Origin of the sequence: Hamadaea flava, from assembly GCF_024172085.1 — a bacterium.
In the GTDB taxonomy this organism is placed as follows: domain Bacteria; phylum Actinomycetota; class Actinomycetes; order Mycobacteriales; family Micromonosporaceae; genus Hamadaea; species Hamadaea flava.
The window spans coordinates 511,542-535,156 of record NZ_JAMZDZ010000001.1; the positions used below are offsets into that span (position 1 = coordinate 511,542).

The 23,615-nt window shown below is 70.8% G+C and carries 28 protein-coding genes and 1 pseudogene; 15 read left to right on the forward strand and 14 right to left on the reverse strand.

Features of this window, described 5'->3' with window-relative positions; translation table 11 throughout:
• Window positions 1–10: 10 nt before the first annotated feature.
• Entirely contained in the window at window positions 11–163 is a 153-nt protein-coding gene (locus tag HDA40_RS02600) for a hypothetical protein (RefSeq protein ID WP_253751070.1), read from the reverse strand.
• Window positions 164–269: 106 nt separating this feature from the next.
• Here HDA40_RS02600 and HDA40_RS02605 point away from each other — a divergent pair, with 106 nt between their 5' ends.
• The 7 genes and pseudogenes from HDA40_RS02605 to HDA40_RS02630 all read left to right on the forward strand — a co-directional run bounded on the left by HDA40_RS02605 (window position 270) and on the right by HDA40_RS02630 (window position 6,202).
• A complete protein-coding gene (locus HDA40_RS02605) occupies window positions 270–1,292 on the forward strand; it encodes a hypothetical protein (RefSeq protein WP_253751073.1) in 1,023 nt (340 codons plus the stop codon).
• A gap of 5 nt (window positions 1,293–1,297) precedes the next feature.
• On the forward strand, window positions 1,298–3,568 hold the full coding sequence (locus HDA40_RS02610) for a molybdopterin oxidoreductase family protein (RefSeq protein ID WP_253751076.1): 2,271 nt from the start codon (window positions 1,298–1,300) through the stop codon (window positions 3,566–3,568).
• A 9-nt stretch (window positions 3,569–3,577) separates the two neighbouring features.
• Window positions 3,578–3,643, forward strand: a pseudogene (locus HDA40_RS42425) (4Fe-4S binding protein); the annotation flags it as partial.
• Window positions 3,644–3,673: 30 nt separating this feature from the next.
• Complete coding sequence (locus tag HDA40_RS02615; protein WP_253751079.1) at window positions 3,674–4,165, forward strand: 4Fe-4S dicluster domain-containing protein; 492 nt, start codon at window positions 3,674–3,676, stop codon at window positions 4,163–4,165.
• Window positions 4,162–4,689: a QcrA and Rieske domain-containing protein gene (locus HDA40_RS41955; RefSeq protein WP_253751082.1), complete on the forward strand. Its 528-nt coding sequence runs from the start codon at window positions 4,162–4,164 to the stop codon at window positions 4,687–4,689. The genes HDA40_RS02615 and HDA40_RS41955 overlap by 4 nt, the downstream gene beginning before the upstream one ends.
• Window positions 4,686–5,000, forward strand: a complete 315-nt coding sequence (locus HDA40_RS02625) for a hypothetical protein (protein ID WP_253751085.1) — start codon at window positions 4,686–4,688, stop codon at window positions 4,998–5,000. Before HDA40_RS41955 ends, HDA40_RS02625 begins: the two co-directional genes overlap by 4 nt.
• Window positions 4,997–6,202 carry an MFS transporter gene (locus HDA40_RS02630; RefSeq protein ID WP_253751088.1) on the forward strand — a complete coding sequence of 402 codons (1,206 nt, stop codon included), beginning with the start codon at window positions 4,997–4,999 and terminating at the stop codon, window positions 6,200–6,202. Before HDA40_RS02625 ends, HDA40_RS02630 begins: the two co-directional genes overlap by 4 nt.
• Window positions 6,203–6,434: 232 nt before the next feature.
• On the opposite strand, the gene HDA40_RS02635 is transcribed toward HDA40_RS02630, so the two are convergent.
• Both HDA40_RS02635 and HDA40_RS02640 read right to left on the reverse strand, forming a co-directional pair.
• On the reverse strand, window positions 6,435–6,920 hold the full coding sequence (locus HDA40_RS02635) for a hypothetical protein (protein ID WP_253751091.1): 486 nt from the start codon (window positions 6,918–6,920) through the stop codon (window positions 6,435–6,437).
• Window positions 6,917–7,681, reverse strand: coding sequence for a phosphotransferase (locus tag HDA40_RS02640; RefSeq protein WP_253751094.1), 765 nt, complete (start codon window positions 7,679–7,681; stop codon window positions 6,917–6,919). Before HDA40_RS02640 ends, HDA40_RS02635 begins: the two co-directional genes overlap by 4 nt.
• A gap of 23 nt (window positions 7,682–7,704) precedes the next feature.
• Between HDA40_RS02640 and HDA40_RS02645 the strand changes: the two genes are divergently transcribed.
• Complete coding sequence (locus HDA40_RS02645; RefSeq protein ID WP_253751097.1) at window positions 7,705–8,835, forward strand: winged helix DNA-binding domain-containing protein; 1,131 nt, start codon at window positions 7,705–7,707, stop codon at window positions 8,833–8,835.
• Window positions 8,836–8,949: 114 nt separating this feature from the next.
• On the opposite strand, the gene HDA40_RS02650 is transcribed toward HDA40_RS02645, so the two are convergent.
• The 7 genes from HDA40_RS02650 to HDA40_RS02680 are packed head-to-tail and all read right to left on the reverse strand — an operon-like array spanning window position 8,950 to window position 14,704.
• Window positions 8,950–9,240 carry a hypothetical protein gene (locus tag HDA40_RS02650; RefSeq protein WP_253751100.1) on the reverse strand — a complete coding sequence of 97 codons (291 nt, stop codon included), beginning with the start codon at window positions 9,238–9,240 and terminating at the stop codon, window positions 8,950–8,952.
• 4 nt (window positions 9,241–9,244) lie between these two features.
• Window positions 9,245–9,811 carry a hypothetical protein gene (locus HDA40_RS02655; RefSeq protein WP_253751103.1) on the reverse strand — a complete coding sequence of 189 codons (567 nt, stop codon included), beginning with the start codon at window positions 9,809–9,811 and terminating at the stop codon, window positions 9,245–9,247.
• Window positions 9,808–10,791: a proline racemase family protein gene (locus HDA40_RS02660; RefSeq protein ID WP_253751105.1), complete on the reverse strand. Its 984-nt coding sequence runs from the start codon at window positions 10,789–10,791 to the stop codon at window positions 9,808–9,810. Before HDA40_RS02660 ends, HDA40_RS02655 begins: the two co-directional genes overlap by 4 nt.
• Before the next feature lie 49 nt (window positions 10,792–10,840).
• A complete protein-coding gene (locus HDA40_RS02665) occupies window positions 10,841–12,442 on the reverse strand; it encodes an alkaline phosphatase family protein (RefSeq protein WP_253751108.1) in 1,602 nt (533 codons plus the stop codon).
• Window positions 12,443–12,502: 60 nt separating this feature from the next.
• The gene (locus HDA40_RS02670) at window positions 12,503–13,123 is read right to left on the reverse strand and encodes a GTP cyclohydrolase II (protein ID WP_253751111.1); all 621 of its coding nucleotides are present in this window, start codon (window positions 13,121–13,123) and stop codon (window positions 12,503–12,505) included.
• On the reverse strand, window positions 13,120–13,824 hold the full coding sequence (locus HDA40_RS02675) for a RibD family protein (RefSeq protein WP_253751114.1): 705 nt from the start codon (window positions 13,822–13,824) through the stop codon (window positions 13,120–13,122). The genes HDA40_RS02670 and HDA40_RS02675 overlap by 4 nt, the downstream gene beginning before the upstream one ends.
• Entirely contained in the window at window positions 13,817–14,704 is an 888-nt protein-coding gene (locus HDA40_RS02680) for a lysylphosphatidylglycerol synthase transmembrane domain-containing protein (protein WP_253751117.1), read from the reverse strand. Before HDA40_RS02680 ends, HDA40_RS02675 begins: the two co-directional genes overlap by 8 nt.
• A 190-nt stretch (window positions 14,705–14,894) precedes the next feature.
• Between HDA40_RS02680 and HDA40_RS02685 the strand changes: the two genes are divergently transcribed.
• The 4 genes from HDA40_RS02685 to HDA40_RS02700 all read left to right on the forward strand — a co-directional run bounded on the left by HDA40_RS02685 (window position 14,895) and on the right by HDA40_RS02700 (window position 18,746).
• Window positions 14,895–15,344 carry a YdeI/OmpD-associated family protein gene (locus tag HDA40_RS02685; RefSeq protein WP_253751119.1) on the forward strand — a complete coding sequence of 150 codons (450 nt, stop codon included), beginning with the start codon at window positions 14,895–14,897 and terminating at the stop codon, window positions 15,342–15,344.
• A gap of 186 nt (window positions 15,345–15,530) precedes the next feature.
• Window positions 15,531–17,114 carry a Na+/H+ antiporter gene (locus tag HDA40_RS02690; RefSeq protein WP_253751122.1) on the forward strand — a complete coding sequence of 528 codons (1,584 nt, stop codon included), beginning with the start codon at window positions 15,531–15,533 and terminating at the stop codon, window positions 17,112–17,114.
• A 43-nt stretch (window positions 17,115–17,157) separates the two neighbouring features.
• On the forward strand, window positions 17,158–18,129 hold the full coding sequence (locus HDA40_RS02695; protein ID WP_253751125.1) for an aldo/keto reductase: 972 nt from the start codon (window positions 17,158–17,160) through the stop codon (window positions 18,127–18,129).
• Window positions 18,130–18,131: 2 nt separating this feature from the next.
• Window positions 18,132–18,746, forward strand: a complete 615-nt coding sequence (locus HDA40_RS02700) for a CG0192-related protein (RefSeq protein WP_253751128.1) — start codon at window positions 18,132–18,134, stop codon at window positions 18,744–18,746.
• Between the two features lie 20 nt (window positions 18,747–18,766).
• Here the strand turns inward: HDA40_RS02700 and HDA40_RS02705 are convergent, their stop codons facing one another.
• Genes HDA40_RS02705 through HDA40_RS02715 form a run of 3 tightly spaced genes read right to left on the reverse strand, consistent with a single transcriptional unit; the run spans window position 18,767 to window position 21,157 of the window.
• Entirely contained in the window at window positions 18,767–19,750 is a 984-nt protein-coding gene (locus HDA40_RS02705; RefSeq protein ID WP_253751130.1) for a glycosyltransferase family 4 protein, read from the reverse strand.
• Entirely contained in the window at window positions 19,747–20,145 is a 399-nt protein-coding gene (locus HDA40_RS02710; protein WP_253763542.1) for a 6-pyruvoyl trahydropterin synthase family protein, read from the reverse strand. The genes HDA40_RS02705 and HDA40_RS02710 overlap by 4 nt, the downstream gene beginning before the upstream one ends.
• A gap of 37 nt (window positions 20,146–20,182) precedes the next feature.
• Window positions 20,183–21,157 carry a zinc-dependent alcohol dehydrogenase gene (locus HDA40_RS02715; protein ID WP_253751134.1) on the reverse strand — a complete coding sequence of 325 codons (975 nt, stop codon included), beginning with the start codon at window positions 21,155–21,157 and terminating at the stop codon, window positions 20,183–20,185.
• A 17-nt stretch (window positions 21,158–21,174) separates the two neighbouring features.
• On the opposite strand from HDA40_RS02715, the gene HDA40_RS02720 reads away from it, so the two are divergent.
• From HDA40_RS02720 to HDA40_RS02730, 3 genes are read left to right on the forward strand one after another with little or no spacing between them, the layout of a single operon-like run.
• Entirely contained in the window at window positions 21,175–21,936 is a 762-nt protein-coding gene (locus tag HDA40_RS02720; protein ID WP_253751137.1) for a CDP-alcohol phosphatidyltransferase family protein, read from the forward strand.
• Entirely contained in the window at window positions 21,933–22,421 is a 489-nt protein-coding gene (locus HDA40_RS02725; protein WP_253751139.1) for an NUDIX hydrolase, read from the forward strand. Before HDA40_RS02720 ends, HDA40_RS02725 begins: the two co-directional genes overlap by 4 nt.
• 4 nt (window positions 22,422–22,425) lie before the next feature.
• Complete coding sequence (locus HDA40_RS02730; RefSeq protein ID WP_253751142.1) at window positions 22,426–23,169, forward strand: FkbM family methyltransferase; 744 nt, start codon at window positions 22,426–22,428, stop codon at window positions 23,167–23,169.
• A gap of 147 nt (window positions 23,170–23,316) precedes the next feature.
• Here the strand turns inward: HDA40_RS02730 and HDA40_RS02735 are convergent, their stop codons facing one another.
• A complete protein-coding gene (locus HDA40_RS02735; protein WP_253751145.1) occupies window positions 23,317–23,568 on the reverse strand; it encodes a glutaredoxin domain-containing protein in 252 nt (83 codons plus the stop codon).
• Window positions 23,569–23,615: the final 47 nt, after the last annotated feature.

The following is a 23,615-nucleotide window of genomic DNA, read 5'->3' on the forward strand; positions in this document are numbered from 1 at the left end:
ATCCACAAGGCTACGGCAGCGGTGGGCGCGGCGGCTGGCCGGGCGGGGCCGCCCGGTTCTTCCGTTGTGCTGAGACGACGACGGCGATGACGGCGGCGGCGAACGCGCCGACGACGGTGACGACGATCAGGAGCACGATGGCGAACAGGAGCCACGCGGCCACAGGACCTCCAGGGGAGCCGGTCCACCGAGGATAGTTCAGCGGATGGTTCAGCGCGGATCTCGCGAAATGCGGCGTCCCTTTTGATCGTCTTGGTACGCTTTGCGCCATGCTGCGGCATCCCTGGCGGCCCGTGATCGGTGCGACGATCGCATCCGTCGTGCTGGCCCTCGCCATCGTCCTGGGCAGCCGGGGACTGCGCACCTTCGACTCCGCGCTCGCCCCGTACGCCGTCGCGACCGTGTTCCTGGTGTTCGGCGCGACCTACCGCTATCTCGTGTGGATCTCCCGACCGGGGGCGCAGCGGCTGTTCCGGAAGGGCTTCGGCGCGCTGTTCAGCTGGGACAACTTCCGGCGTACGCCGACCGCGCTGCCTCGGATGGCGGCCACCTATCTCGGCTTCCAGAAGTTCCTCGGGGCGCGCTCGAAGCCTCGCTGGGTGGCTCATCAGCTGCTGTTCTGGGGCTGCATCCTCGCCGCGCTCATCACCTTCCCACTGACCTGGGGCTGGTTCACATTCACCGCGAACAGCGGCAGCGGCAGCGGGCCGCAGTACACCATGAACCTCTGGGGATTCGGGATCCTGAAGTTCGACGCCTTGTCGGTGTTCGGCTGGATCATGTTCCACGGCCTGGACATCGCGGCCGTCCTCGTCCTAGCGGGCGCCGGCTACTTCCTGGTACGCCGCATGCGCGACCGGGAGGCCACGACCGGCCAGCGGTTCGGCTACGACCTCCTGCCGCTGCTGGCGCTGATCACGATCTCGGTGACCGGGCTGCTGCTGACCTTCTCCAGCGTGTTCCTGCACGGCGGCGGCTACGAGTTCCTGGCCGTCCTGCACATGGCCTCAGTCGTGCTGACCCTGATCTATCTGCCGTTCGGCAAGTTCTTCCACATCATCCAGCGGCCGGCCGCCGTCGGCATGCAGCTGTTCAAGTACACCGCCCAGGGGAAGGTCGCGCACTGCGTGCGGTGCGGGCGGGAGATCGACACGGCGGCGTACCTGGAGAACCTGCGCGGCACCATGCGCGACCTCGGGTTGAGCTTCGACGAGTGGGCCGGAACCTGCCCGGAGTGCAAGCGGCGGCTGCGGGGTCAGGCGTACCTGTCCTCGGTGAAGAAGGGCTTCTGAGCGCTGTGAGCGTCGACCCGTCCGTGACCCCGCCGGGCACCCGCAACTTCCGCGACGCGGGCGGGCTGCCGGCCGACGCCTGGCGCGCCCTGTACGGAAACGAGACCCTGGTGCCGACCCATTGCTGCTTCTGCGGCGTGCAGTGCGGCATGTATCTGCGGGTCCGGGACGGCAAGGTGTTCGGCGTCGAACCCCGCAATCACGACATCAACCGCATGCGGCTGTGCCCGAAGGGGCTCAACGCGTACCAGCAGGTCAATCATCCGGACCGGCTGACCGTGCCGTTGCTGCGGACCTCGCGTGACGCGGAGCTGCGGGCGGTGAGCTGGGACGACGCGCTGGACTACACGGTCGACCGGATTCAGGCGATCCAGGCCGAGCACGGGGTGGACGCGTTCGGGATGCTCGGCGGCGCGAGCCTGTTCACCGAGAAGACCTATCTGGTCGGCAAGTTCGCCCGGGTCGCGCTGAAGACGCGACACGTCGACTACAACGGCCGGCTGTGCATGGTCAGCGCGGCCGGGGCGAACAAGCTGTCGTTCGGCATCGACCGGGCGGCCAACCCGTTCGCCGACATCCTGCTCTCGGACTGCCTGCTGATCGCGGGGTCCAATGTGGGCGAGTGCTTCCCGGTGATGACCCAATACCTGTGGGGTGCACGGGATCGGGGCGCGAAGCTGATCGTGGTCGACCCGCGCGAGACCAGCGTCGCCCGGACCGCCGACATCCATGTGGCGCTGCGGCCGGGCACCGACTCGGCCTTCTTCAACGCCGTGCTGCACGTGGTGATCCGCGAAGGTCTGGGCGACCAGGAGTACGTGGACGAGCACACGACCGGGTGGGCCGAGCTGGCCGAGACGGTTCAAGGGTATCCGCCTGAGCGGGCGGCCGAGATCTGCGGCATCCCCGCCGAGCAGGTCGAACAGGTGGCGCGGATGTTCGCCACCGCGCCGCGGGCGATGGCCTGGCACGCGCGGGGCATCGAGCATCACACGCAGGGCGTCGAGAACTGCCTGACCGTGATCAACCTCTGTGTGGCGACCGGCAACCTGGGCAAGCCGGGCGCCGGCTACGGCACGATCACCGGGCAGGGCAACGGCCAGGGTGGACGCGAACACGGGCAGAAGTCCGATCTGCTGCCGGGCGGGCGGTCCATCAACGACCCTGTGCATCGGCGGCAGATCGCCGAGATCTGGGGCATCGAGGAAAGCGAGCTGCCGCAGGCGGGGACCTCGATGATGGAGATGGTCCACCAGATGAGCCGTGGGGAGATCCGCGGTTTGTTCGGCATGTGCAACAACCCGTTCGTCTCGCTGCCGAACTACGACGTCGTCAAGGCGGGCTACGACTCCCTGGCCTTCCACGCGCAGTGCGACTTCTTCCTGTCCGAGACGGCCGCCAACGCCCACGTCGTCTTCCCGGTCACCACCTGGGCCGAGGACGACGGTGTCATGGCCAACGCCGAGGCCCGGGTCGTCCGGCACCGCAAGGCGCAGGAACCGCCCAGCGGCGTACGCACCGACACGTGGGTGCTGTGCGAACTGGCCCGGCGGCTCGGCGTGGGCGACAAGTTCGCGTTCACCAGCTCCGTCGACGTCTTCTCCGAACTGCGAATCGCATCGCGGGGCACGGTCAACGACTACTACGGCATCACCTACGAACGGATCGACGAGACCGGCGGCATCGCCTGGCCCTGCCCCGAAGTCGATCATCCCGGTACGCCCCGCCTGTTCGAGGACGGCCGCAGCTATCACGCCGACGGCAAGATCCATCTGCAGCCCGTCGAGTGGCATCCGCCGGCCGACCCGTACGACGACGACTTCCCGATGCGGCTGACCACCGGGCGTACGGTGGCGCACTTCCTGTCGGGGAACCAGACCCGACGGCTCGGCGGCCTCGTCGAACAGACGCCTCGCCCGTGGGTCGAGATCCATCCGAGCCACGGGTACGCCAACGGCGACGCGGTGACCGTGGTGACCCGGCGCGGCGAGGCGACCTTCCCGGCGCTGGTGACCGAGGCGATCCGGCCGGACACCGTATTCGTGCCGTACCACTGGCCGTTCCCGGTGGCGGCGAACGCGCTGACCATCGACGCGCTCGACCCGCGATCGAAGATCCCGGAGTACAAGGTGTGCGCCTGCCGCCTCGAACGCGCCGCCGCCGTGGTCGACGTTCCCGCGCCGCCGATGCCACCCGGCCGGGAGGCGTACCCGGCGGCGCAGGCCGCCCGGTCCGATCCGAACCCGCCGACGTCGTCCCAGGGAAGGGGGTTCTAGACCGTCATGATGGGCCGCACCCTGTTCATCGACCCGGGCCGTTGCATCGGCTGTGAGGCGTGTGTCTCGGCCTGCCGCGAATGCGACTCGCACCGGGGTAAGTCGATGATCCACCTCGACTTCCTGGAACCGGGCAGCACGGTCGCCTCGATGCCGACCGTCTGCATGCACTGCTCCGACCCGGTCGCCCCGTGCGCGCAGGTCTGCCCGGCCGAGGCCATCCTGATCACCGAGGACGGCGTGGTCCACGACGCGGACAAGACCCGCTGCATCGGCTGCGGGAACTGCGTCAACGCCTGCCCGATGGGTGTGCCGAAGATCGACCTCGCCGCCAAGCTCCAGTACAAGTGCAACCTCTGCTACGACCGCACGGCGCACGGCCTCGCCCCGATGTGCGCCACGGTCTGCCCCACAGGCGCGCTCTTCTACGGGTCGCTCGACGAACTCGAGGCCGACCGGCCCGGCGTACGCGTCTCCGACCAATTCGACTTCGGCGGATACCCGCTCGGCACCGGGGTCGGCGTGGTCGTGCCGGCCGACCGGGACAAGCCGGTGCCCGGCGGCTTCTATCCCAGCGTCCTCGGGGAGCCCCTGTGACCACCCGTGACTCCGAAGTGGACGCATCTGATGCGGATCTGGATCGGCTGCGGGCCGACGATCTGACGTCGCGGCGGGACTACCTGCGGATCGCGGTGACCGTCTCCGGTGGACTCGCCGTCGGCGGCATCGCGACCGCGGCCGGCCTGTTCCACCGCCACGGCGACGGCACGGCCGAACCGCTGCGCATCGCCGACCGCATCGACCCCGGCCAGTCGGTCGCCTTCGCGTACCCAGGCGACGAGGATTGGGCGGTCGCGATCCGGTTGGCCGACGGCACCCTGGTCGCGTACTCGTCGATCTGCACTCATCTGGCCTGCGGCGTGCTGTGGCGGGCCGATCGGGGTGAGCACGGCGAACTCTACTGTCCTTGCCATGAGGGGGTGTTCGACGCGCGGACCGGGCGGGTGACCGCGGGGCCGCCGCCCCGGCCGCTGCCGCGTGTGATCGTCGAGGAGCGCGCCGACGGCATCTACGCGACCGGCACCGCGCGTTCGGACACGGCGGCGGAGGGTGGCCGATGACCAACCAGCCGACCCATGATCGCTATCCGCAGATCCGCCCGACCAGCGGGTACGCCGATTCGCGCATCAGCGCGACGGGTCCCGGGCCGGGCGCGGGCGTCGACGCCGATCCCGAACGGTCGGCGATGCTGTCCGCCCGGACCGGCATCGTCATCACCATCCTGATCGGACAGCTGTGGGCGTTGGCCGTCGCGGTCGACGCCTGGATGAGCGGGACGGTCGCCACCGCGTGGTGGCTGGCGGCGTTCCAGGTCGCGTCGTTCATCGTGGCGTACGCCGTCTGGCGGGCCGGAGACCGGAGGGACCGATGAGCGAGACGCCCTCTCGCACCGCGTACGTCAACGTGATCCTGGCGGCGACCTCGTTCCTGCTCTGCTCCTGGGCCTGGGGCCTGATCAGCCCGCTGGGCGGCCGCCTCGGCACCGCTTTGCACCTGAGCTCCTTCCAGCAGTCGCTGCTGGTCGCCGTCCCGGTGCTGGTCGGGTCGCTCGGACGAATCCCGGTCGGGGCGCTGACCGACCGGCTCGGCGCGAAGGTCATGCTCCCCGCGATCAGCTTCCTGACGCTCCTCCCGGTGCTGGCACTGATCCCGGCGTACGACTCCTATCCGGCCCTGCTCGTCGTCGGCTTCTTCCTCGGCCTCGGCGGTACGCCGTTCGCCGCCGCCATCCCGCACGGCAACGGCTGGTTCCCGCCGGCCCAGCGCGGCTTCGCGCTCGGCGTGATCGGCATGGGCATGGGCGGAACGGCGATCGCGGCACTGCTCACCACGCCGATGCTCGACCACTTCGGACGCAACGCCCAGTTCGTGCTCGTGGCGATCGTGCTCGCCGTTTTCGGCCTGATCCTGCTCGCCGTACTGCGCGACCCACCGGGGCGCACTCCGCCGACGACATCGTTCGCCCAGCGCTTCGGCACCGCCGCCAAGCAGCCGATGACCTGGCCGCTGGCCGGGCTCTACGCGATCACCTTCGGCGGCTACGTGGCGTTCGCCGTCTACCTCGTGACCTACCTGCAGACCGGCTACGGGCTGGAACCGAACGACGCCAGCCTCAAAGCCGCCGGATTCACCCTGGTCGCGGTCGTCCTCCGCCCGTTCGGCGGCTCGCTGTCGGACCGGATCGGCCCGGCCCGCGTCCTGACCGGATGCCTCGTCGTGGTCACGGTGATGGCACTCTGGCAATCGTTCCAGCCGTCGCTCTACCCGTGGGCCACCATCACCTTCCTCACGATGGCCGGCGCGCTCGGCGCCGGGGCAGGCGCGGTCTTCGCGCTGGTCTCGCAGGTCACCGCGAGAGACCAGATCGGCTCGGTCACCGGCATCGTCGGAGCGGTCGGCGGACTCGGCGGCTTCGTCCCACCCCTGGTCATGGGAGCCATCCACGGCATCACCGGCTCGTACGCACTAGGCCTGGTCCTGCTCGCGATCGTCGCGTTCGCCGGCCTGGCGTACTCATGGTTCCTGGTCCGCCGCACGTCCAGCCCCACCCCACCCCCCGCCCTATCCCCCTAACCTCTCCCTCCCCGCCTCCGCTCTCTACCCCGTTGATCATGAACTTTCGGTCGTGATCAACCGGCGTGTCGTGTCCGCAGCTCCCTGATCGACTCCGGGGGTTCGTGATCAATCGGCGGTGACCAGGATGTGGTGGACGGCCCAGCTCAGGCTCCGCGCGACGTCCGACTCGCGAGGTTGCCGGTTCGGCCACGACGACGCCGAGAGGCGCGCCTCCAGCTGAGGCTGTAGTTCATAGTTCACGCAGTGCCGCGACCTGGACGGGGTCCAGGTGACCGTCGGCGGCTACGAACGCCTTCGCCACCGTCAACACTTGGCGGCCGTGCTCGTCCGTCTGACACGCCGCTCGTTTGCGCCAGCGACCGATGACCGCCAGCGCGCCACCGCGGACGTCGCCGTACCACCTGTCGGGCCACGACGGATTCGGGTCGCCAGGGCGCGTACTGCGGTAGCCGGCCCGCTTGGCCAGGCGTCGTCGGGCGGCGTACGCCTCGACGTCGGCGAGCCACAGCGTCCGGCTGCGCGACAACACGTCCAGCGCGTGCAGTAGTGCCGCCTCGTCGCGGCGAATCGGGCCGGCGACCCGCCTCAGGTAGGAGAACGTGGCGTGGAACCCGATCGGGCGGTAGAGCTGCACGCAGCTGCCCAATGCCGTGAGCCGCCGACCGAAAGGCAGGCTGGGATCGGCGACTTTACGGGCGTACGTGCCGAAACTCATTGCAGGGCGGCTGCCCAGTCGTCGGCGCGCTCCCGGGCGTACGCCGCGTCGGCGTCGTAGAGGTCGGCGTGTCCTTCGGCGAGGTGCCGGGCGAACGCTTCGTCACCGGCAGCCGCACGAGTGCGGATCAACTCCGCCATCGCGCGTACGCGTTCCTCGATCACCTCCGGCAGCCGCGCGCGGTCGGCCGCCGACAACGCGTACGCGTCGCAGAAAAGCCGGAGCCGCGCGGACTGCTCGGCGGTGGTGCCCCGGCGGTCGTGGTTCGCCGGGCCGCCCAGCGGGACGAACCGATAGACGGTGTAGGCGACGTCCCAGACACGCGAACCCGGGTGGGCTGTGTCGAAGTCGATCAGCGCGACCGGCTGACCCGCCCGGAACACCGTGTTGTACGGCGCGACGTCGCCGTGGCAGACGACCTCGACCGGCTCGCGGGGCGGTTGGTACCACAGGCCGTGCGCCGGGAACGCGGCCGTGGCGTCGTGGTACGCCCGCAGCAGCCGGGCGGTCGCGATCAGCGTCTCCTCGGACCAGACGTACTCCGGCATCGGATAGCCCGGAACGTCGCCGTCGAGGAAGTCGACGACCTCGCGGCCTTCGTCGTCGAACCCGTGGGCCCGTGGCGCACCGGTGAACCCGGCGTCGGCGAGGTGCCGCAGCAACGCCTGCACCGTCGGCGACCACGGACCAGCCGGGCGGTGCAGCAGGGTTCCCCGGCGGACTACCGCGTTGACGCCGCCGCGCAGGATTTCTTGATCCACTCGGCCGAAGATACAGTCACGGAGTGGACGTGTCATGGGGGTTTGTCAGTGGCCGGCGGCTCGACCGGCACGGTTTGACCACCCCGGTCGCCGACGTCGCGGCTGCCGCGCGGGCGATGTGCGGTACGCACTCCCAGGTGCTCTCCGCGGCCGAGCTGTCGATCGGGCTGCGGCTGGCCGACGGCACCCGCCAGGACGTGCAGAACGCGCTGTGGTCCGAGCGCACCCTGGTCAAGACGTTCGGTCCCCGGGGAACCATCCATCTGCTGCCCGCTGAGGATCTGGCTCTATGGTGCGGCGCGTTGGGCGCCATCCCGTCGGGCAATCCGTCTCCGCCGGGCATACGCGTGACCCCGGAGCAGACGGAAGAACTGGTCACCGCGCTCGGCACGATCCTCTCCGACGGCGAGTTCACCGTCGACGAGGTGACCGACGCACTCGGCGTACGGGTCGGGTCGTGGGCGGTCGACCCGGTCGTGCCCGCGTTTCAGACGTTCTGGCCCCGGTGGCGGCAGATCACCCATCTGGCGGCGCATCGCGGAGTTCTCTGTTTCGGTCCGAACAAGGGGCGCAACGTCACCTACACCAACCCGGCTCGCTGGCTGCCCGGCTTCACGCCCGCGCCGGCCGCCGAGTCCACCTCCTGGCTACTGCACAGCTACTTGTACGCGTACGGCCCGTCGGCGTCGCCGCACTTCGCCCGATGGCTCGCCGCGCCGCCCCGCTGGGCCGCCTCCGTCTTCGCTGACGCCGATCTCGACGAGGTGACCGTCGAAGGCACCGCCGCCTGGGTGAACCGCGGCGACACAGAGTTCCCGTCCGCGGCCGACGGCGTCCACTTGCTACCCCACTTCGACGCGTACGCCGTCGGCGGTCAGCCGCGCGAACTGCTGTTCCCCGGCGAGGCGGCGAAACGGGCGCTGGCTGGAAGCCAGGCGGGCAACCATCCGGTGCTGCTCGTCGACGGCGTCGTCGCGGGAGTGTGGCATCAGAAGAAGTCCGCCAAGAACGTCGCGATCACCGTTGATCCGTTGCGTACGCTGACCGCCCAACAGCGCGGGCAGCTCGATACGCAGGTCGAACGGGTCGGTGCGATCCTCGGGCTGAAGCCGTCGTTGACCATCGACACCGTGACGGTCGGCCCCCACGCGTGATCAGTCCGTTGGGGAGTTGATCAGGGTGCTGCGGACACGACACGCCGGTTGATCACGACCGAAAGTTCATGATCAACGGGATAGCGCGGGCAGCGCGGGGGACGGGCGAGGGGGTCAGCGGGATCGGGTAGAGAGGACGGCGGAGGCGATGACGAGGTCTTGCCAGGACATGCCGGAACCCTTGTAGAAGACGGGGCCAGGGGGAACGACGAAGGAGCCCCGGACGACGTCCGCCATCGGGACGAGGCGGGCCGGTGTCAGGTCACCCGAAGCGATCGCCAGGATCACGTCGCCGCACTCTCGAAGGGCCGTCGCCGGGTCTTCGACGATGACGGTCGCACGAGCGCAAAAGGCCGCGTCGACCTCCCGCGCGTCCGGCGTGTGCGCGCCGACAGCGGCGACCACTGCGTCACCCCCGCAGCTCCGACGAGTCGAACACCGGCTGCGCCGAGGTGGTGGCACAGATGATCACGTTGGCGTCGCGCAGCGTTGGGCGTACCCCTTGGGAGGACACCACGTGCAGGGACGCGACCTCGTAGCGCGCGGCGAGGGTTTCCGCGTGCCCGTGGCCCTGCGGCCCGGCGCCGAACACGACGACGCGGAGCGGGCCGAGCCGGTCGAGGGCCGGGCGCAGCGCGGCGACCGTGACGGCAGGGGTGCGCAGGGTCGTGAGCGCGGTGCCGTCGAGGAGCGCGACCGGCTGGAGGGTCTCCGCGTCGAACAGGGTGTAGACCGCGTTGATCCGCGGCAGGCCGCGGGCCGCGTTGCCGGGCGCGACGGTCGCGAGCTTGACCCCGGCGTAGCCGCCGGCCTCGGCCGGCATGAGCAGCAGTTCGCCGTGGCTGAGCGCCACCGACGTACGCGCCACGGAGGCGGAAGGATCCAGGCCCGATCGCAACGCGGCGGTGATGGCGTCGACAGCGGCCGATGGGCTGAGCGCACGCCGGATCGCGTCGGCGTCGAGGTACGGGATCATCGCAGCACGAATCCCGGCAGGTCGTCGTCGGGATCGACGACGAAGGTGTGCTCCCCGGTCTGGTACGCGGTTCCGGTGACGCACGGCACGACTGCAGCGAAGCCATCCACAGTGGTCTCCGAGACGATCGAGGCGGTGAACCGCGAGCCGACGATCGAGTCGTGCACGAACGCCTGTCCGGGGTGGAGCCGTCCGGTCGCGGCGAGCGTGGCGACCCGCGCGGCGGTGCCGGAACCGCACGGCGACCGGTCCAGCTCGCCGTCGGCGAAGATCGTGACGTTGCGCTGGTGCAGCGGGCCGAGTTCCTCGTAGAGGATCGTGCCGTAGACGCCGCTGAGCCGGTCGTCGCTGGGGTGTCTCGCCCACGGGCTGTCGTTCAGCGCCCACTTGATCTCGCGGCCGATCGCGATGAGGTCCTGATGCGACTCCGGCGTCACCGTCAGACCGAGCGAGGCGGCATCCACCTGGGCGTAGATCGCGCCGCCGAAGCTCACGTCGACGCGGTACTCCCCCACTTCGACGTCGCGCGCGATGAGGTAACTCGGTACGTTGACGAAGTCCACCTTCGACACGCGGCCGTCGTTCACGTGAACCCGGGCGGTCACGCGGCCGGACGGCACGTCGATGACCACATCGGTCTGCTCACCGGTGACCGGCACGAGTCCACTGCGGACGGCCCACGCGCCGAGCGCGATGGTGCCGTGCCCGCAGGCCGTCGAGAAGCCGTCCTTGTGCCAGAACAGCACGCCCAGGTGCGCGCCGTCGTCGTCCGGCGGCACGAGGAAACCGCCGTACATGTCCGCGTGCCCGCGCGGCTCGAAACACAGCAGCCGCCGCAGCCCGTCCACACGCGGATCGGCCATCGCGCTCACCCGCCGGGCCGCGACGGTCTCGCCCGCGATCGGCCCGGGGTCGGTCACGATCCGGAAGGGCTCACCGCCTGTGTGATAGTCGACGGTACGCACAACGCCGTGATCCATGCCGGTCAGCGTATGTGACCGAGCCGCCTGCCGTCGGCGCGACGGGCCGTCAGGAGAAGGCGGTCAGGAAGCGGTCGCGGAACTGGTCCATCGGCCAGACGGGCGCGGTGGGAGCGGGTCGCAGCCCGTCGGTCCAGCCCCAGGACGCGGTCCGGTCGAGCAGTGCCCGGTCGCGGGCCACGATGGTGATCGGCACGTCGTGACCGGCGCCCGGCCCGGTCACGGCGGGCGCGGGCTGGTGGTCGCCGAGGAAGACGAGCACGAGGTTGTCGTCGCCGTAGGTCTCCACATAGGAGATGATCGTTTCCAGCGAGTACGTGATCGCCGTCCGGTAGTCCTTGCGCAGCCGGGCCGGATCGCGATGGATCACGAGGTCGGCGGAGTCGCCCGCGCCCGGCTTCTCCTCGAACGTCGAACCGTCGCCGACCTGGTCCCATGGGCGCAGGGTCGGCACCGGCTCCCACGGGGCGTGGCTGGAGATCAGCGGGATCACCGCCATCACCGGCGGCCGGTCGGCCTTACTGCGTTCCCGCTGCTGGAACTGCGACAGCGTGTACTGGTCCGGCATCATCGCGAAGGCGTACAGGGGGCCTTTGTAGGCGAGGTCCTTGGACGCGTACACCTGGTCGTAGCCGAAGAACTCCCCCTCCGGGAAACCGGCGACGGTCGCGGGCATGACGGCGACCGAACGTCCGCCCGTCTTGGCGAAGGCGGAGGTCAGCGTGAGCCGGTCGCTGGCGGTCAGGGTGTCGTAGCGCTGCTGATTGTCGACCCACAGGCCGGACAGCAGCGTCGAGTCGGCCAGCCAGCTGCCGCCGCCCACGACCGGTGAGGTCAGGTAACCGCTGCGGGCGGCGTACCCGGCGCGGGCGAGCCGCGCCGTCCCGTCGGCCAGCACCTGGTCGATCTGCGGCGCGATCTCGGGGTGCTCCAATGCGGTACGCCCATAGCTCTCGACGATGGCGAAGACGACGTCCTTGCCGCGTAGCCCGGTCAGCAGCTGATCCGGCGGGACGTCGCGGAACCGGTCCTGCTTCAGCGCGGCGATGAACTGCCGCTGATCCTCGATCCCGGAGGTCACCTGGCGTACGCGGTCGTAGCCGTCACGTCCGGCGACCGGAACGGCGGTGACCAGTTGCGCGCCGGTGATCGCGAGGATCACCCAGCCGACGGCGAGGACGCCGAGCGTGGCGGCGGCCGGCGTACGGTGCTCGACCGACACTCTCGCCAGGCTGCGGAAGGCGACCACGGCCAGCACCAGCACCAGCAGTCCCAGCAGGATCGCGCCGACGATCGCGGCGATCTCGACCGGGCGGCCGCTCGACAGACGCAGGTAGGTCGCGCCGGAGCCCAGGAAGCTCCAGTCGGCGACCGGATCGAACGGCCGGTCGAGAACGGTGGAGAAGCCCAGGCTGAGGATCTTCAACACGGCGAGTACGCCCAGCAGGACGCCGATGACGGGGACGGCGACGCGACGGGCCTTCGGCGGCAGCACCAGGATCAGGCCCAGGCCGACGATCAGGTCGATCGGGAGACGGACGAACGCCGCCGGGGTCAGCCGGACGGACTCGTCCGGGGCGATCATGAGGAGGACGAGCACGAGGACGGCGAAGACCGCCGCCCCGATCGCCAGCGGACGCCGGATGCGCACCCCGCCATCATCGCAGCTGGCACGGCCCGGCTGCGATCCCGGGGGCGAGGCTTGGCCACGTCAGCCGAAGATCGTGTGGCCGCCGAGTCTGGCCTTGGCCGCGAGGTATCCGGCATTGGCCGGCGACAGGTGCACCCCGGTCGCCACGTGCTCGGTCACGGCGATGCCGAGCCGGTCCAACTGCTCGGCCTTGTCGGGGTTGTTGCTGAGCAGCGCGATGCGGCCCGCACCGAGCGCGTGGAGCATCTGGGCGGCGACGGTGTAGTCCCGCTCGTCCTCGGCGTGCCCGAGCGCGAGGTTCGCCTGATAGGTGTCGAGCCCAGCATCCTGCAGCGTGTACGCCTCCAGTTTGGCGTACAGGCCGATCCCCCGTCCCTCCTGCCGCAGGTAGAGCAGGTATCCCCCGGCGGCGGTGATCCGTTCGGCCGATTCGCGTAGCTGCGGGCCGCAGTCGCACCGCTGGCTGCCGAAGACGTCGCCGGTCAGGCATTCGCTGTGCGGGCGTACCAGTGGCGGGCGACCGGGCGGGATCGTGCCGAGCCGCAACGCGACGTGTTCGCGGTCGTCGACCAGGCCGGTGAACGAGACGACGCAGGCCATGGTCGCGTACCCGTCGGCGAAGCGCAGCGGGACGGTGACCTCGGTCCGGATCTCGGCCGGCGGGATCGGCTCGGGCGTCATCCGGCGCCCCCGGACGCGTCGCAGCGCGGCGAGAGTGCGTACCGCATCAGCACGACGTCGCCGATCTGGCGTACCTCGGCGAGGGCCGCCCGGCGTCCGGGGTGGAAGGGGAACCGGCCGTCGCCGACGAATCGCCGCCCCCGGGAGTCGCCCACGAAGAACGGGGCCACCACCAGGTGCAACTCGTCGGCCAGGTCGGCGGTGAGGAACTGGGTGTGCACGGTGCCGCCGCCTTCGACCATCAGGCGGCGTACGCCCCGGGCGTAGAGGTCCTCGGTCAGCGCCCGCAGATCGACCGGCTGCCCGCCGTCGACGATCGTGGCGCAGCCGCCCAGGCGGGACTTGGCTTCGCTGACCGAGTCGCTCTGGCAGTACACGAGCTTCTCCGCGTCGCCCGCCGCGAAGAACGCCGCCTCCGGGTCGAGCAGCGCCGACCCCGTGACGGTCACCTTCATCGGGCTCGACGGCAGGCCCAGGCGTACGCGTTCGTCCCGCCGGTCGTCCGAACGGATCAGCAGGCGGGGATTGTCGTGCCGGATGGTGGTCGCGCCGACGAGGATGGCGTCGTGCGCCGCGCGTACGGCGTCCACGCGGTCGAAGTCGGCTTCGTTGGACAGCAGCAGCCGGTCCTCGGTCGGGCCACTGAGGTAGCCGTCGATCGACATGCTGCAACTGAGCAGGATGTACGGGCGGTCAGCCATGGACGGCCACCCCCTCATCCAGAGTGGACGGTTTGAGCACCCGGGCGAGCAGCACGAGCGCGCCCGGCAGGCAGGCCGCCAACCCCAGTACGCCGTACGTCACCGCGGTGGCGACGCCCTGCTCGGCAGTCAGCCCGGCAGCGCCGAACGCCCAGGCGGCGACACCTTCGCGGGGCCCCCATCCGGCGAGGTTCAGCGGCAGCATCATCGCCAGCAACGCGCACAGAGTCAGCGGCAGCAGCCGGGTCAGCGACGCCGTCGCGCCCGCCGTCCGGGCCGCCACGACGAACGTGGTCAGGTGCCCGGCGAGGATGACCGCCGACAGCCCGGCGACCCCGAGCCACGGCATCTCAGCGATCCTCCGCCGCTGCCGCCACGCCAGGACTCCGGCCGGCACCGCCAGCGGGATCAGGGCGTAGCGGGCGTAGCCGCGTACCGGGGACGGCAAGAGGGCCAGCAGCACCACGCCCAGCGCGACGACCACCGCCTGACCGGCGATCCGCTCGACCGCGACCGAGCGCACCCCGAGCCGGACGTCGCCGATCGACCGTCCATGCCGGACGGCGCGATGCACGTCGCCCGCGATCCCGCCGGGCAGCGTCGTGTTGAGGAACTGTGCCCGGTAGTACGCCGCGACCGCGCGCGGGAACGGCAGGCTCACCCCCAACCGGGCCGCCACCAGCCGCCAGCGCCACGCCGAACACACCGTCGTCAGGGCACCCGCCGCGAGCGCGACTCCGATCGCGACCGCGTCGATCCGGCGTACGCCGGCCAGGAACGGGCCGGCGCCCACCCGCCACAAGAGAACGGCGAGCAGGGCGAAGCCGCCGATCGCCCGGGCCCACCCCCAGAACGGGCGGTTCGATCTGGACGCGGTCATCCACACACCCTAACTACCGCCGGTTCCGCTGGGACTAAACATCGTCGGACCGCCGGTGCGACCGGCGCGGCGGAGGTTTCCGCCCGGCCGTCCGAAATCCGGGCGGGGGATGCGATGAGTTCGGCCGGATGCGGCAGTCTGAGGACATGACGATCATTGACGAGTCACCGACGAACCAAAGGGGATCATCGTGAAGTTCCAGGCCGTCATCGAACTGCACGGCAAGACCGCGACCGGCATCGTCGTCCCGGACGAGGTGGTCGAGGCGCTCGCGGCGGGCAAGCGCCCGGCGGTGCGGGCGACCATCCGCGAGCACACCTACGAGACGACCATCGCGCCGATGGGCGGCCGGTTCCTGATGCCGGTCAGCTCCGACGTACGCGCCGCGGCCGGCGTCGCCGCCGGCGACGAGGTCGAGGTGACGGTCGAGGTCGACGCCGCGCCTCGGCAGGTCGAGGTGCCGGACGACCTGGCAGCGGCGTTGGACGCCGTGCCCGCCGCCCGCAAGACCTTCGACGGGCTCTCGGTGAGCCTGCGCAAGTACCACGTGACACAGGTGACCGGGGCGAAGACCGACGAGACCCGGCAGCGGCGGATCGAGAAGTCGGTCGCCACTCTCGCCGAGGGCCGCGCCCGCTAGAGCCGGGGGCATGTCCTGCTGGAGCCGGGGCATGTCCTGCTAGAGCCGGGGGCACGTCCTGCTAGAGCCGGGGGCACGTCCTGCTAGAGCCGGGGGCACGTCCTGCTGGAGCCGGGGTACGTCCGCTAGCACCGAGGTCCGCGCCCGCTGGCACTCGAAGATCGCCCGACCGGGAAGATAGGAGACGTGCTCGGTCTCGAACTCGTCGTGCTGCTCGGCCTCGCGCTGCTGGTCTGCGGTCTGCTGGCCCGGCGTACCGGGGTCGCCCCGCCGGTGCTGCTGCTGATCTGCGGCGTGCTGCTCGGGTTCATCCCGGTGCTTCGGGAGGTGCACCTGCCGCCCGAGATGGTGCTGCTGTTGTTCCTGCCCGCCCTGCTGTACTGGGAGAGCATCACCACCTCGCTTCGCGAGATCCGCAACAACCTGCGGGTGATCGTGCTGGTCAGCACCGTGCTCGTGATCGGGACGGCGGCCGCGGTCGCCTGGGCGGCGCACGCGCTCGGGATGCCGTGGGGTCCCGCCTGGGTGCTCGGGGCGGCGGTCGCACCGACCGACGCGACGGCGGTCGGGGTGCTGGCGCGGGCGCTGCCGCGCCGACAGGTCACCGTGTTACGGGCCGAGAGCCTCATCAACGACGGCACCGCCCTGGTCATCTACGGACTGGCGGTCGGGGTCACCGTCGGCGAGGAACATCTGAGCACCCTGCACGTGAGCTGGCTGTTCGGAGTCGCGTACGCCGGAGGGGCGCTGGCCGGAGCCCTCGTGGGCTGGCTGTCGGTGCAGTCCCGCCGCTGGATCGACGACCGTGTGCTGGGCAACGTCGTGACGATCCTGACGCCGTTCTCGGCGTTCCTGCTCGCCGAGTTGATCGACGCGTCCGGGGTGCTGGCGGTCGTCGTGGCGGGCCTGTGGCTGAGTCAAGCCGGGCCACGGGTCATCCGGGCGGAGGCCCGTCAGCAGGCCGAGGCGTTCTGGTCGATGGCGACCTACCTGCTCAACGGAACGTTGTTCGTCCTCATCGGGCTCCAGGTGCACGACGCCGTACGCGGTCAGGACGGCAAGGCGTTCACCGACGGGCTGACGGCGGTCGCGATCATCTCGGCGGTGGTCATCGGCACCCGGTTCGTCTGGCTGTTCACCACGCCGTACCTGATCCGTGCGCTGGATCGGCGGCCGCAGCAGCGGCTGCGCCGGATGGGGCCACGGCCGCGCGTGGTCAGCGGCCTGTCCGGCTTCCGGGGCGCAGTGTCGCTGGCCGCCGCGCTCGCGGTGCCCCGGCTGATGGCGTCCGGGGAGCCGTTCCCGAACCGAGACATGATCATCTTCGTGACGACTGGCGTCATCGTGGTGACCTTGGCGCAGGCGCTGCTCCTGCCCCGGGTCGTACGCTGGGCGCACCTCCCGCCGGACACCTCGCCGGCCCAGGAGCGGCACCTCGCGGAGACGACCGCGACGGAGGAGGCGCTCGCGGCGATGCCCCGGATCGCCGGCGATCTCGGGGTCGAGCCGAAGGTGGTCGACCGGCTGCGCCACGAGTACGAGAAGCACCTGCGGGTGCTGCGGGCGTCCGAGCCCGACGTCGACGATCAGCCCGCGCTGACCTACGACCAGCAGTACACCGAGCTCAAGCTGGCCGTGCTGGCGTACAAGCGGGCCACCGTGGTGCGGCTGCGCGACGACGGCAGCATCGACGACATCGTGCTGCGCAACGTGCAGACCCGGCTGGATCTCGAAGAGGTGCGGCTGACCCGCCACGAGGCCCTCGAATAGCCGCGCCGAACAGCCGCCCGAGCAGCTGGCTTAGGGTGATCACATGCGCACCACCACGTTGGGAACCCGAGGTCCGGAGGTCGGCGTCGTCGGTCTCGGCTGCATGGGCATGAGCCACGCCTACGACGATCCGGCCAACCGCGACGACGACGTCTCGATCGGCGTGATCCGGCAAGCCCTCGACCTCGGGGTCACCCTCATCGACACCGCCGACGTCTACGGCCCGTACACGAACGAGGAACTCGTCGGCCGGGCGCTGACCGGGGCGTACCGGGACCGGGCGGTGCTGGCCACCAAGGTCGGCCTCGTTCCCGACGGCAGCTCGGACAGCACCTCGCCCAACTACGGCCGCAACGGGAGCCCCGAGTACATCCGCCGGGCGATCGACGCGAGCCTGCGCCGGCTCGGCACCGATCACGTCGACCTCTACCAGCTGCACCGCGTCGATCCCACCGTCCCGATCGAGGAGACGTGGGGCGCGATGGCGGAGACCGTCGCGGCGGGCAAGGCCCGGCAGATCGGCCTGTCGGAGGTGACCGCGGACGAGATCCGGCGGGCGCAGACGGTGCACCCGGTCGCGTCGGTGCAGTCGGAGCTGTCGTTGTGGACGCGTGATCCGCTGGCCGAGGTGCTGCCCTACTGCGTACGCGAAGGCATCGCGTTCCTGCCGTTCTCGCCGCTGGGCCGCGGCTTCCTCGCGGGCCGGGTCTCGTCCTTCGACGAATTGCCCGCCGACGACTTCCGGCGGCGACTGCCGCGTTTCCAGCAGGACGCGCTGCGGGCCAACCTGGCCCTGGTCGGCCGGGTCCAGGCGGTCGCCGACCGGATCGGGGCCACGCCCGCACAGGTCGCGCTGGCCTGGGTCCTCGCACAGGGCGAGTGGGTCGTCCCGATCCCGGGTACGAAGACCCCGAAGTACCTGATCGACAACGCGGGCGCGGCCGACGTCCGGCTCAGCGCCGAGGATCTCGCCGACCTGGACGCGCTGCCCGCGCCGGAAGGAAGCCGGTACTAGACATGGCGGTGCTGTACAAAGCCGAGCTGCACCCGTCGAAGCTCGATCTGATCAACGCCTGGCTGCCCGGTCGCCCGTGGTTCGCCGGGCCGGTCGGCGTACCGGTGGACCGGCTGGCGGCCTGCCGATTCGACGACCCGGCCGGTGAGGTGGGCGTCGAGACGATGCTCGTGCGCGCCGGAGACGGGCCGATCTACCACACTCCGCTGACGTACCGGGGCGCGCCGCTGGCCGGGGCGGCGGCCTTCCTGCTGGGCACCTCCGAGCATTCGACACTCGGGACGCGGTGGATCTACGACGCGGTCGGCGATCCGGTCTATGCCGCTGTGCTGGCGGCCGCCATCGTCTCCGGCGGCGGCGAGGCCGAGGAGTACATCGAGGACGAGGACGGCCGCCAGCAGCGTCGCGAGCCCGCGATGACGGTGCGCGGCAGCGGCGTACCGGGGGCCGTCGCGGCGCGGATCAGCGTCGTCCGCGAGGTCGTCGACAGCGATCCGGCCGTCGTCGTGACGGACGGCGCGCAGCTGCACGTGGTCCGGGTCGTCGGCACGCCCGTCGCGGGCGCGACCCTGACCGCGACCTGGCCCGGCGCGACGGCCGTGCTCGCGTCACTATGAGAACTACGTCGCGGTAAGGGCTACAGGGCCGCCGCGAACCGGCGGACCGTCTCGTCCCAGCCGGTCAGGCTCGACCGGCGGGCCAGCGCGGCGGTCCGCAGGTCCGCGCGTACGTGCGGGTCGGTGAGCCACGAACGCACGGCCCGCGCGAAGGACGCCGGGTCGTCGGGCGGCACGAGCAGCCCGCCCCGGCCCAGCGCCTCCGGCACGCCACCGACGTCCGCCGCCACCACCGGCATGCCTTGGGCCAACGCCTCCCCGATCACCATGCCGTAGGTCTCCCCCCGGCTCGCGAGACACAGCAAATCGCCATTCCAACGAGTACGCACACCGCCGAGCACGATCCGGTCGGTCAGGCCGGCGGCATCGATCTGCTTCCGCAATGCGTCCACATAGGCCGGATCGCGGTCGAGCGGGCCGGCGCAGTCGAGCGTCCACTCCAGATCCGTCAGGGTGGCGAGCGCGTCCACGAGGATGTCCTGGCCTTTGCCGGGGGTGACGGCCGCGACGCAGATCAGCTGCGTTCCGGCGGCCGTACCGGGGTGGATCGGCCGCGCGTCCACCCCGGGTTCGGCAACGTGCACCCGGTCGCCCCGGTACGCGTACCAGCTGCTGACGAGCCGGCGGGTCCACTGGCTGGTGGTGACGACGGCGCTGACCGACCGCAGCGCCGCCGCTTCCTCTGGTGTGGACAGTGGCATGTGCATCAGCAGGATCAGTCGAAGCCGCTGATGCCGGGCGAGCACCGCGGGCGCGGCGGAGCCGATGAGCCCGTCGACGACCACCGTCGCCCGGTCAGGCAGTGCCGCGAGCGCCTGGTCGAGCCGGTCGAGGTCGGCCGGCGACGGATGGGGCCAGGCCCCCGCGACCGGATGCTCGGCCGGAACCCGGCCCACGATGCCTAGCCGGTCGATGACGTGACGGTCGTAGACGTTGCCGCCGCTGGGGGTGGCGTCGATGTCGCTCGGGACGACGAAGTGGACGGTCTGAACGGCCGATGTCATAGGGCTCGTTCGTAGGTGGCCCAGGCGATGTGGGATTCGTGGAGCGTCACGGCGAGGCCGCTGAGCCCCCGCGCGGTCTCGCCGAGCTGCCCGGAGTGGACGCCGTCGGCGAGCCGGTCGGCGATCGCCCGCGCGAGCACCTCGGTGGTGGTGTTGAGCCCGGTGAACTCGGGCAGCTCGTCGAGATTGCGCAGGTGGTACGCGCCGACGATCTGCTTGAGCGTGTCCGCCGCGAGCGCGATGTCGACCACGACCCCGTCGGCGTCCAGATCGGACCGTTTGAACGTGGCGTCGACGACGAAGGTCGCGCCGTGCAGTCGCTGGGCGGGCCCGAAGGTCTCGCCGTGGAAGCTGTGCGCGATCATCATGTGGTCCCGGACGGTGACGCTGAACAATGGACTCTCCCCGGCTCTGTTCGGAATCATGGTCGGATTACTGGTCGGCGTAGGTGATGACGTGGCACATCGGCAGGTCGCCGGCCGCGATGCGGGGCAAGACGGCCGGCAGCTCCCCGAACGGCGACTCCCCGTCGAGCAGCGCGTCGAAGACGGGGTCTTTGAGCAGGTCAAGTGCGGTACGCAGCCGGTCGCCATAGGTCCGGCTGTCCCGGCGGGCCGGCGCGACCCGGCCCACCTGGCTGCTGCGGATGGTGATCCGTCCGGAGTGGAAGACGCCCCCGAGCCCGAGGCTGACCTCCCGGTCGCCGTACCAGCTCAGTTCGGTGATCGTGCCCTCGTCGCGCACCACGTCGAGCGCCGTACGCAGGCCCGCCTCGGCCGCGCTGGCATGGTAGACCAGGTCGCGGCCGGTCCGGGCGTCGGCCGGGGTCGCGAAGCGTACGTCGAGTTTCCGGGCGACCTCCCGCTTGGCCTCGTCGACGTCGACGAGTTCGACGTCCGCGCCGGGGATCTTGGCAAGTACGGCGGCGACCCCGCAGCCGACCATGCCCGCGCCGATGACCGTGATCCGGTCGCCGACCAGCGGCGGCGTGTCCCACAGCGCGTTGACCGCCGTCTCCACCGTGCCCGCGAGCACGGCACGTTTCGGATCCACGCCCGGGGGAACCTCCACCACGGCGCTTCTCGGCACGACGTACCGGGTCTGATGCGGATGCAGGGCGAACACGGTCGTCCCCACATCCGGTCCGGCCTCGATCACGCCGACGCTGAGGTAGCCGTACTTGACCGGTGCCGGGAACTCGCCCGCCTGGAACGGGGCGCGCATCCGGGCGTACTGGCCGGGGGGCACCTCGCCCCGGAAGACGAGGGTCTCCGTGCCCCGGCTGACGCCGGAGTAGAGCGTACGGACTTCGACGTCGTCGGAGCCCCGTTCCGGCAATGGCTCGTCGCGGATCTCCCCGACGCCGGGCGTACGCACCCAGAAGGCGCGGGCAGTGGAAGTCCCCATAATTGATGATTGTGCCGATGATGCGTACCGGACCGGTGACAGGGCTCGCCGTGCAGGTCGGTCTCCTTGCCGGACTTTCCGTCTCGGTGGGGCTGACCGGGCTCGGCTGGACCCTGGGCGTGGCCTACGGGCTGGCCGTCGCCGGGCTGCTGACCTGGGCGTTGTGGACGGCTGGGCGAGGTCTGGGGCCCGCCGACGGGATCACGCTCGCCCGCGCCACGCTGGTCGGCGGGATCTTGGCGATGACCGTCGGCGTGCCGGGGCCGGTGTGGGTGATCGTCTGGACGTCGACGCTGGCGCTGGTCCTCGACGCGATCGACGGCTGGATCGCGCGGCGTACCGGGACGGACTCGCCGCTGGGTGCCCGGTTCGATATGGAGGTCGACGCGTTCCTGCTGCTCGTGCTGGCGATCTACGTCGGGCGGTCGGCCGGGCTGTGGGTGGCGCTCATCGGGTTCATGCGCTACCTGTACGCCCTCGCCGGCTGGCTGCTCCCCTGGCTGCGCGGCCAGGTGCCCTACCGGTACTGGCGCAAGGTCGTCGCCGCCGTCCAGGGCATCGTCCTGGTCTGCGCGGCCTCGGGACTGTTCCCGCACTGGCTCGTCCTCACGACCTTGGCGGTGGCGTTGGCGCTGCTGCTCGAATCGTTCGGGCGCGACGTCGTATGGCTGGCCGCGCAGCGCTTCCCCGCGTTGCGGCGGCTGGGGCCGCTAGTCTTCCCGACGGCCGCAAATGCCCGCGCCTGGGACGGCCGTCCGCTTGTACGCTCCTCCGCGTGACCGACGGGGAGATAAAGATCCGGCGCGCCGCGCGAGTGCTGCTGCTGGACGCCGACGACCGAGTGCTCATGTTGAAGATCCATGACCCGTCCGCAGTACGCGGCCCGGGTCCGCTGCCGAGCATGGATTTCTGGCTCCTCGTCGGCGGCGGGCTGAACCCGGAGGAGAGCTACGAGCAAGCCGCTCGGCGGGAGGTATTCGAGGAGACCGGCATCACCGACCTCGTCCTCGGCCCGTGCATCCTGCGGCAGGAGAAGGTCGTCGAGAACCCGTACGGCGAACTGCAGCACGTCAAGCAGCAGGTCTTCGTCGGCCGGGTGCCGTCGGGCGTACCGGTGAGCTTCGACGGGCACGAGCCGCTGGAGGCCTCCACGACCCTCGGCTACGAGTGGTTCACCCATGCCCAGGTGCTCGCCCGTGAGCCCTACGAGACGTTCGTGCCGCTCGGTCTCGGCAAGCTGATGGGCGAAGTCCTTCTAGGCTGAGCAGATGGACGTGTTCGCCCGCGCGTGGGGCATCACCCGGTCGATGGCGATGTACCACGGGATCCCCGGCCGGCAGCGGCGGATGCGCCGGTTCTACGGCCAGTTCCTCGGCCCCGGCGAGGTCGGCTTCGACATCGGCGCGCACGTCGGCAACCGCGTACGCGCCTGGCGGGCGCTGGGAGCCCGGGTGATCGCGGTCGAACCGCAGCCCGACTTCATCCGGCTCCTGCGGATCATGTTCGGCCGGTCGCGCGCCGTCGTCCTGGTGCCATCGGCGGTCGGCGCCACCGCCGGCCGCACCACGATGGCGTTGTCGTCGGCGACCCCGACGGTCTCCTCGATGTCGCCGGAGTGGATCACCTCGGTCACCCGGGACGACCGATTCTCCAGCATCCACTGGGATCGCACCGTCTCAGTCGACGTGATCACCCTGGACCAACTCGTCGCGGCCTACGGCGTACCAGCGTTCGTGAAGATCGACGTGGAGGGCTTCGAACTGGAGGCGCTCCGCGGTCTGTCCCACCCGGTACGCGCGCTGTCGTTCGAATACCTGCCGCCCGCGCACGAGGCCGCGCTCGCGTGCCTGGACCTGGTCGAGAAGCTGGGCGGCTACGAATACAACTACTCGCCGGTCGAGACCATGCGCCTGGCCTCGGCGGACTGGCTCGACGCGGCCGGGCTCACCACGTTGCTGGACCGGTTCCGCCCGCTCGGCCGATCGGGCGACGTGTACGCGCGCCGCCGCTGACGCGACCCGGCCCGCTGACGCGGTTCCCCGGCGCGACGCGGCACCCCCATGGCCCGGCGCCCCGAGCGGCCCGGTTCATGATCTCCGGAGCGTGGCGCACCTGATCTTGGCGCGATCACGTGCGCCACCGTCCGGAGATCGCCAGCGTCACGGCCAGGTGAGGCCGAGCACCTCGGCAAGTTCCTTGTCGGCCGGCTCGACCAGGTGGCGGCCGTCCGGGAGGGCGACGACCGGGATCGACATGCGCCCGTCCTGCACCTGTTGGACGTAGTCGCGCGCGGCGTCGTCGGCGTCGGTGTCGATCCAGGCGTACTCGACGCCGTTGCGGTCGAGGAACCGCTTGGTGCGTACGCAGTCGCCGCACCAGGTCGCGCCGTACACCGTGAGGGTGTCAGTCATGCCTTGATCAAGTCCGGCTCGCCGCCGCCTATTCCCGCCGCCATGGC